6 protein-coding genes are annotated in these 7387 nt (G+C 63.6%); 2 read left to right on the forward strand and 4 right to left on the reverse strand.

What is annotated here, in order from left to right; translation table 11 throughout:
* Position 1 precedes the first annotated feature (1 nt).
* On the reverse strand, positions 2-1219 hold the full coding sequence (locus tag GDH07_RS30355) for a type II secretion system F family protein (RefSeq protein ID WP_152899693.1): 1218 nt from the start codon (positions 1217-1219) through the stop codon (positions 2-4).
* A gap of 287 nt (positions 1220-1506) precedes the next feature.
* On the opposite strand from GDH07_RS30355, the gene GDH07_RS30360 reads away from it, so the two are divergent.
* Both GDH07_RS30360 and GDH07_RS30365 read left to right on the forward strand, forming a co-directional pair.
* A complete protein-coding gene (locus GDH07_RS30360) occupies positions 1507-1923 on the forward strand; it encodes a pilin (protein WP_152899694.1) in 417 nt (138 codons plus the stop codon).
* Between the two features lie 215 nt (positions 1924-2138).
* A complete protein-coding gene (locus GDH07_RS30365) occupies positions 2139-2495 on the forward strand; it encodes a BON domain-containing protein (protein WP_022641055.1) in 357 nt (118 codons plus the stop codon).
* A gap of 199 nt (positions 2496-2694) precedes the next feature.
* Here GDH07_RS30365 and GDH07_RS30370 read toward each other — a convergent pair whose 3' ends face one another.
* From GDH07_RS30370 to GDH07_RS30380, 3 genes are all read right to left on the reverse strand, one after another.
* Positions 2695-5613 carry a DUF748 domain-containing protein gene (locus GDH07_RS30370; protein ID WP_152899695.1) on the reverse strand — a complete coding sequence of 973 codons (2919 nt, stop codon included), beginning with the start codon at positions 5611-5613 and terminating at the stop codon, positions 2695-2697.
* Between the two features lie 104 nt (positions 5614-5717).
* A complete protein-coding gene (locus tag GDH07_RS30375; protein WP_152899696.1) occupies positions 5718-6734 on the reverse strand; it encodes a class I SAM-dependent rRNA methyltransferase in 1017 nt (338 codons plus the stop codon).
* A gap of 200 nt (positions 6735-6934) precedes the next feature.
* Positions 6935-7387, reverse strand: a 453-nt coding sequence (locus GDH07_RS30380) for an acetyl-CoA C-acetyltransferase (protein ID WP_484573192.1), incomplete at its 5' end; no start/stop codon positions are given.

Consider the following 7387-nt stretch of genomic DNA (forward strand, 5'->3'; position numbering starts at 1 on the left):
TTCAGATCGCTGTACCGAGTTGAAAGATGGGCAGGTACATGGCTAGCACCAGGGCTCCGACGATACTGCCCAGCAGCACCATGATCAAAGGCTCCATGAGGCTGGTCAGGCTGTCCGCCAGGTTGTCCACCTCGCTCTCATAGTGCATGGCGATTTTTTCCAGCAGATGATCGAGGGTCCCGGACTCTTCGCCAATGGCGGTCATCTGGATAGCCATTTCCGGGAAGACGCCGCTGGCGCGCATGGCGAAGTTCAATTGCATGCCGCTGGCGACTTGTACCTGGATCCTCTCCACCGCCCGGCGATGCACGCTGTTGCCGCTGGCCCCCGCCACCGATTCCAGGGCCTGTACCAGCGGCACGCCGGCGGCGAAGGTGGTGGCCAGGGTCCGGGCCAGGCGGGCCACGGCGGCCTTGTTCAACAAGGTGCCGGTCAGGGGGAGGCGCAGCAGGAGGATATCCAGGGCATCGCGCAGGCGGGCCGAGCGGCGATAGGCCATGCGCGCGCCGAAACCCAGCCCCAGGCTGGCAGCCAGCAGGCTCGCGCCATGATCCTGGAGAAAGTGCGAGAGGCCGATGACCCAGCGGGTCAGCAGGGGGAGTTCGGCATTGAAGCCGGCGAACAGGCTCTGGAACTGCGGGACGACCTTGAGCAGCAGGATGCTGCTGACGATGATCGCCACTCCGATCACCGCCAGGGGATAGACCATGGCCTTGTACAACCGGGCCTTGAGGCGCTCGCTCTGTTCCTGGTAGCTGGCGACCCGGTCCAGCAGGGTATCTAGGGCCCCGGCCTGCTCCCCGGCTTCCACCAGGTTGCAGTACAGCGGGTCGAAATGGCGCGGGTGCCGGCGCAATGCGCTGGCCAGGCTGGAGCCAGCCTCGATATCGCGCTTGAGGCTGGCCAGCAGTTGGCGCATGGACGGCTGTTCGAAGCTTTCGGCGATTATTTCCAGGGATTGCAGCAGCGGTACGCCGGCCTGGAACAAGGTCGCCAGTTGCCGGGTGAACAGGGCGATGTCCCGGGGCCTGATCCGTTGTCCCAGGCGCGGCAGGCCGGGGGACTTGCGCCGGATCCGGCTCGGGACTATGCCCTGTCGGCGCAGGCGGGCCCTGGCCAATGCCGGGCTGGCGGCAACCAATTCGCCTTGCAGGGCATGGCCCTGGTTATCGGTGCCCTGCCAGACATAGGTGCTGGTGGCGGGTGGTTGTACCGTCATGGTTCGGTCCTTGAGCAGACGGAGGTCGAGGCGGACGTCGTCTTGCTGCAGAACCAGCGGCAGGACGTGTCCACGCCTAGCCAAGCCTAGCCGTGGCGAGCTGCCGGGTAGCGTCAGGTGCTGACCAGATTTGTCAGTTGATGCGACTTCTGCTTCTCGAGAGCTGGACCACCTAGCGCGCAGACCGCGTATTTCATGGGTTTTGTTCCCTGGCACAGGGCGTGCTTCGAAGCTGATGGCCCTTGTGGCCTTTCTTGTAACTTTCGTTCAAGCCAGGAGGCGACCCAATGAAACGACAGTCTGGTTTCACCCTGATCGAATTGCTGGTGGTGGTAGCGATCATCGGCGTACTCGCCATGGTGGCGATGCCGCTGTATGCCAAGTATCAAGCGCGAGCCAAGGTCATCGCCGCGCTGGCGGAGGTCTCGGCGCTCAAGGCCGGTGTCGAGGACCTGCTGGGCCAGGGCACCGATCCGACCCTGGTGCTGGCCGGAGGCACGGCCCAGACAGCCAACTGCCGGATGACCGCCAGCGGCACGGCCGCCACGGGAGAGGGCAGTATCGGCTGCACCATCCTCAATGCCCCGGGCCCGGTGCTGGACAAGAGCCTGACCCTGATTCGCTCGGCAACCACCGGTTGGAACTGCACCACCACGGTGGACGCCGACTATGCTCCCAAAGGCTGCGAGACCGAGGGGACGTGAGCCTGGGCCAGTTCCCCGGTAAAACTCGCAACTTGCATGCAGGGAGAGGGGAGATCATGCATTTTGCATGATCCTGATTTTTTCGTAATTGTATAACTCATTGATTTTTATGGTTATTTTTGCAGTTATGAATTTGGCACAGCCCCTGCAATATCTCTGATAACCCTGTGGCCAGGACACGGCGCAGGCTTTCCAGAAAAACAGGAGTTACTCGTATGAAGAAGTTCGCTATCGCTGCTGCAACCGCTACCGCTCTGACCCTGACCATGGCCAACGCAGCCTTTGCGCAGCCCACCCAAGGCACTCAGTCGCCGATGGTCGTGGCCGCCGGTGAAGTGACCAAGGCCAAAGAGGCCACCTCCGACACCTGGATCACCACCAAAGTGAAAAGCGATCTGGTCACCGAGAAAGGCATTCCTGGTACCGATATCAAGGTCGAAACCAACAAGGGCGTAGTTTCGCTGTCGTCCACCGTGGCCATTACCGAGGCACAGAAAGCCACCGCTGTGGCGATCACCAAGAAGATCAAGGGCGTGAAGGCAGTCTCCGCTGACGGCCTGAAGGCCGAGTAAGACCCAGCCTCCTGCCTGGACAGGTGGAGGCGGCGGGCACTTGAGCTGCCGCCTCCTTCAAGGGTTCATGCGGAAGATCACAAGGACGTGATCATTACAGGCCCCGGCACTAGTGTCGGGGCTTGTTCTATTGGGCGGGATTCAAAGTTGCTGGCTGGCTTAGGCGAAGGGCGCCGGGCGTGGCCCGGCGCAAACCTGATTACTCGCTGTCCAGGTGCATCGGGGTGATGACGTTGCCGTTGCTTTCGGCTTCGCCCAGGTTGGCATCGATGAAGTAGACCCGGTCATCGGCCAGCTGGGCCTTGTCCACCAGGAAGTCCTTGATGCTGCTGGCCCGCTCCTGGCCCAGTTGGCGCAGCAATACTTCGCTGCCGCTCCAGAACTGGATCAGGCCCTCGCGCAGCTTGGCGCTGCGTTCGTCGCGGCTGAGCTGGCTCCATTCTGCTGGCGGCTGCTGCTTCAGGCGGGTGCGGTAGATACCCTCCAGCAGTGGCGCCTTCTCATCTTCCGGGACCTTCAACAAGGATGCCTGTGCCGGGACCTTGTCGCCGCGACGCTGGAGGATCTTGTAGTAGTTGTACTGGTATTCGCGCTCCAGTCGCTGGTCGGCGATCAGCGGACCATCGCTGCTCTTGGCGCTGGTGCCCTCGATCTCCAGGCGCAGAGTCGGGCGTTCCTGGAGGGCCTTGGCCAAAGAGGTCAGGGCCGATTCGGATTCCTTGCTCAATTCGCTGGAACCGGGGGCGAAGCTGACGCTGCCCAGGTCCTCCGAGCCGCCACCGGTGATCAGGCCGCCGATGAACTTGAACGGCGCCTGGGCCGCACGCAGGACCAGGTTGCGCAGGGTTTGCCAGACGATCGGCATGACGCTGAATTGCGGGTTGTTCAGATCACCGGAAATGGGCAGTTCGATGGAGATCTTGCCGTCGGTGTCCTTGAGCAGGGCCACCGCGAGGCGGATCGGCAGATCCACGGCGTCCGGGCTGTCGACTTTTTCCCCCAGTTGCAACTGCTCGACCACCAGTTTGTTCTCGGCCTTGAGCTGGCCCTTGGTGATCATGTAGTGCAGGTCGAGGTTGAGCCGGCCCTTGCGAATGCGAAAACCCGCGAACTTGCCGGAGTAGGGGGTGAGGGTGGTCAGCTCGACCCGCTTGAAGCTGGTGGCGATGTCTAGGGCCGCCATCGGGTCGAAAGGATTGACGCTGCCCTTGATGGTCACCGGCGCATAGCGGTCGACCTTGCCCTTGACGTCGACGTCCGCCGGCTTGGCCTGGCGGCTGTCGATGGTACCGATCCTGCCGTTGAGTTGCTGCACGGCGGTGGCGAAGTTGGGGGTCAGGGTCAGGTCGGCGAAGTTGGCCGAGCCATCGTTGATGGCGATTTCGCCGATGCGGATGCCCAGTGGCTTGCCCGAGCTGGCGGCCGGCTTGGCCGTGGACTTGCCGGAGCTGCTCGCCGGTTGCGGGATCAGCAGGTCGTCGACGTTGGTGGTGCGGTCATCGTTGATGATGAAGCGGGCATAGGGCTGCATCAGGTTGATGCGGCTGATGTTCAAGCTGTCGCCATGCTGGTAGTTCAGGCCCTCGACCACCACCTGCTTCCACTTCACGAAGTCGCGGGTCTTGAGGGTATCCAGGGTATGCAGTTGATCCACGTTGGCCCGGCCGGTGATGCTGAAGGCCAGTGGTTCGACCTTCTTCAGGTCTACCGCCAGGTCGCTGCCGAGCATGCCGCTACGCAATTCCAGGCGGATGAAGGGGCTGATGTAGGACTGGGCGACTCGCAGGTCGATGTCCTTGGTCTGGACCTTGAGCTTGGCGGTGATCGGGTTGAGGTTGACCTCGCCGCTGGCATTGATCCGGCCTTGCTTGCCCAGCCCGGTATCGAGCTTGAGGGTGAAGGGCGACTGGTTGAGGCTGTCGAAGTTCTTCAGGTCCAGGTTCAGCGGCCCCACTTCCAGGGCCACTGCCGGCTTGACCTGGCGGTCTGCCAGGTGCACCTGGTAGTTGCGCAGCTCGACGTCCTTGAGCAGTACCTGCCAGGGCTTGCTCGGTGCCGCCGGCTCCTTGGGCGCTTCGGCGGTGGCCGGTTCATGCTTGGGGGCCGGCTTGGGCGGTTGGCTGGCGAACAGCTTCTGCCAGTCCAGCTGGCCATCGGCCTCACGGGCGGCCCAGGTCTCGAGCTTCTGGCTGCGGATCTTGCCGACCACCACTTGCTGCTTGGCCAGGTCCACCGTGGTCTCGCTGACATCCAGGCGTTCCAGGCGCGCCAGCGGTCGGCCATCCGGGGCCTTGATGGCGAATGGAGCGACGCTGAGCGAGGCGTTGTCCAGTAGCAGTTCGGTGCCCTTGGCCAGGCTGAACTTGTAGTGGGTATCGAGGTTCAGCAGGCCGTCTTCCAGCACCAGCGGCACCGCATCGCGGACGTAGGGCCACCAGGCCTTCATCTTGCCGCCGGTGACCTTCAGGGTGCCTTCGGAGGTCAGCGGGGTCACGCTGAAGTTACCGCTCCAGTCGATCTGTCCACCTTCGGGGCCGGTGGCCACCAGGGTCATGTCGGCGCTGTCGTCGGGCAGGGTGCTGAGGTTCTTCAGTTCGAACTCGAGCTTGTCGTAGAGGAACTCGATGGGCTCGCTGGGGCGCAGGTCCTGGAAGTGCACGTAGCCGCCGGCCAGCTTGATGCGCTCTATGCGTACCGGAAACGGCTTGGCCTCGGGGTCGCTGGGGGTCGGCTCGCTGGCGGGCAGCTTGAACAGACCCAACAGGTTGAGCTGGCCATCCTTGTCGAACAGGATCTCGGTCTTGGGTCGGTCCAGCTCCACATCCGCCAGGTGCAGCGCCCGGGTCCACAGGCTGTCCAGTTGCAGGTTGGCGTAGAGGCGGTCGAAGGCGATCTGTTCCTTGCCCGGTTCGCCGATGTTCAGGCCCCAGACGGTCAGCTCCAGGCTGAAGGGGTTGAGTTCGATGCGCTGGATATGGGCCGGCGTGGTGGCGTAGTTGGCCAACTGCTGGTTGGCCACGCGCAGGGCGATGCCTGGCAGGATCAGGAAACCCAGCAGACTGTAAAGGGCCAGAGCGGTCAACAAGGCGCCAATAGCGCGAATCAATCCTTTGGTCATGCGAGGCTTCATCTTTTGAATCAAATGTGCCTTGGAGTATGGCACGCGTTTACGGTTCCGAAACCAGCCCTGTTTTCAGGATTGTTCAGATTTTGTAGCTGTCCTTAAAGTTGCAGGACCAGGGTTTTCAGTGGTGGCTGGCCGTCCAGGGAGGGAAAATCCGCAGCCGGTTTCAGCACCTGGCAGTCGCGTACCGGGCGCCCGGCTTTCTCGGCGCAACGCAGCACCTGCTCGCGCCAGTCCTGCAGCGAGACCTTGGCCAGGTTGTTGCAGCAGATCAGCACTCCATCCTCGGCGGTGGCCAGCAGGGCGGGCTTGAGCAGGCTCTGGTAGTCGCGCAGCAGGTCGACGGTGCCGAAGGCGCTCTTGGCCCAGGCTGGTGGGTCCAGGAGTACCAGGTCGTACTGGCGCTGTTCCAGGCGCGGATAGCTGGGCAGCTTCTGGCCTCGCCGCTGGCTGATCGGCAGGCCCGCCAGCTGGCGGATCGCCGGGAAGTAGTCCGACTGCACGAATTGCATCGGCGGCAGTTGCGGGTTGAGCTGGCCGTTCTCCCGGCCGACCGCCAGGTTGCCTTCGGCGAAGTCCAGGTTGCAGACCTCCCGGGCGCCGCCGGCCGCTGCGCAAAGGCCCACACCGCAGGTGTAGGCGAAGAGGTTGAGCACACTCTTGCCGGCGCTGTGGTGCTTGACCCAGCCCCGGGCATTGCGCAGGTCCAGGAACAGCAGCGGGTCCTGCCCGGCGTGGCGTCCACGGACCCGGTAGTTCAGGCCCCATTCATGCCCGACCAGGTCTTGCAGGGCAGCGTCTTCGGCGCGGTATACCGAATCCTCGCGGGCGATGCGCGAGTTGCCCTGGGAGCGATCGTTGTAGACCAGCAGGGTGGACAGTTGCAGTCGCTGGTCGACGATTTCCTGCAGTTGCAGCAAGGTATCGCGCTCCAGCGGTTGGTGAAAGCTCTGTACCAGCAGCTGCGGGCCGTAGCGGTCGACGGTCAGGCCGCCGGCGCCTTCCTGGCTGCCATGGAACAGGCGATAGCAATCGGTGCCTTGCTGGTGCAGTTCGGCGAGCAGGTCCTGGCGATGATCGAGGGCGGCGCGCAGCGCCTGGTTCAAGGAAGACATGCGGGCGCCTTGCGAATGATTGGGCGGCGCAGTTTACCAGCTTCGTTCAGTGCTTGTAGGCGAGGCGCGCTTGGCTGTAGGAGCGAGGCTTGCCTGCGATCGATCGTCAACGAAGACGCGCTGTGCCTGATGCACTGCGCTGTAACGACGTGTGTTTCGCGGGCAAGCCTCGTTCCTGCATATGTATGAGATGTACGGGGTTAGCGCTCGATCGCCAGGGCCACGCCCTGGCCGCCGCCGATGCACAGGGTCGCCAGGCCCTTGTGGGCATCGCGCTTGATCATTTCATGCAGCAGGGTCACCAGCACCCGGCAGCCCGACGCGCCGATGGGGTGGCCGATGGCGATGGCGCCGCCGTTGACGTTGACCTTGGCCGGGTCCCATGCAAGCTCCTTGGCCACCGACAGCGACTGCGCGGCGAAGGCTTCGTTGGCTTCGATCAGGTCCAGTTGCTCCAGGCTCCAGCCGGCCTTTTCCAGGCAGCGACGGGTGGCCGAGACCGGGCCGATACCCATGATCGCCGGGTCGACCCCGGCGTTAGCGTAGGCGGCGATTCTGGCCAGTACCGGCAGGCCCAGGGCCCGCGCCTTGCTGGCGCTCATCAGGATCACGGCGGCGGCACCGTCGTTCAGCGCCGAGGCGTTGCCGGCGGT

Source organism: Pseudomonas piscis (genome assembly GCF_009380155.1).
GTDB classification, from domain to species: domain Bacteria; phylum Pseudomonadota; class Gammaproteobacteria; order Pseudomonadales; family Pseudomonadaceae; genus Aquipseudomonas; species Aquipseudomonas piscis.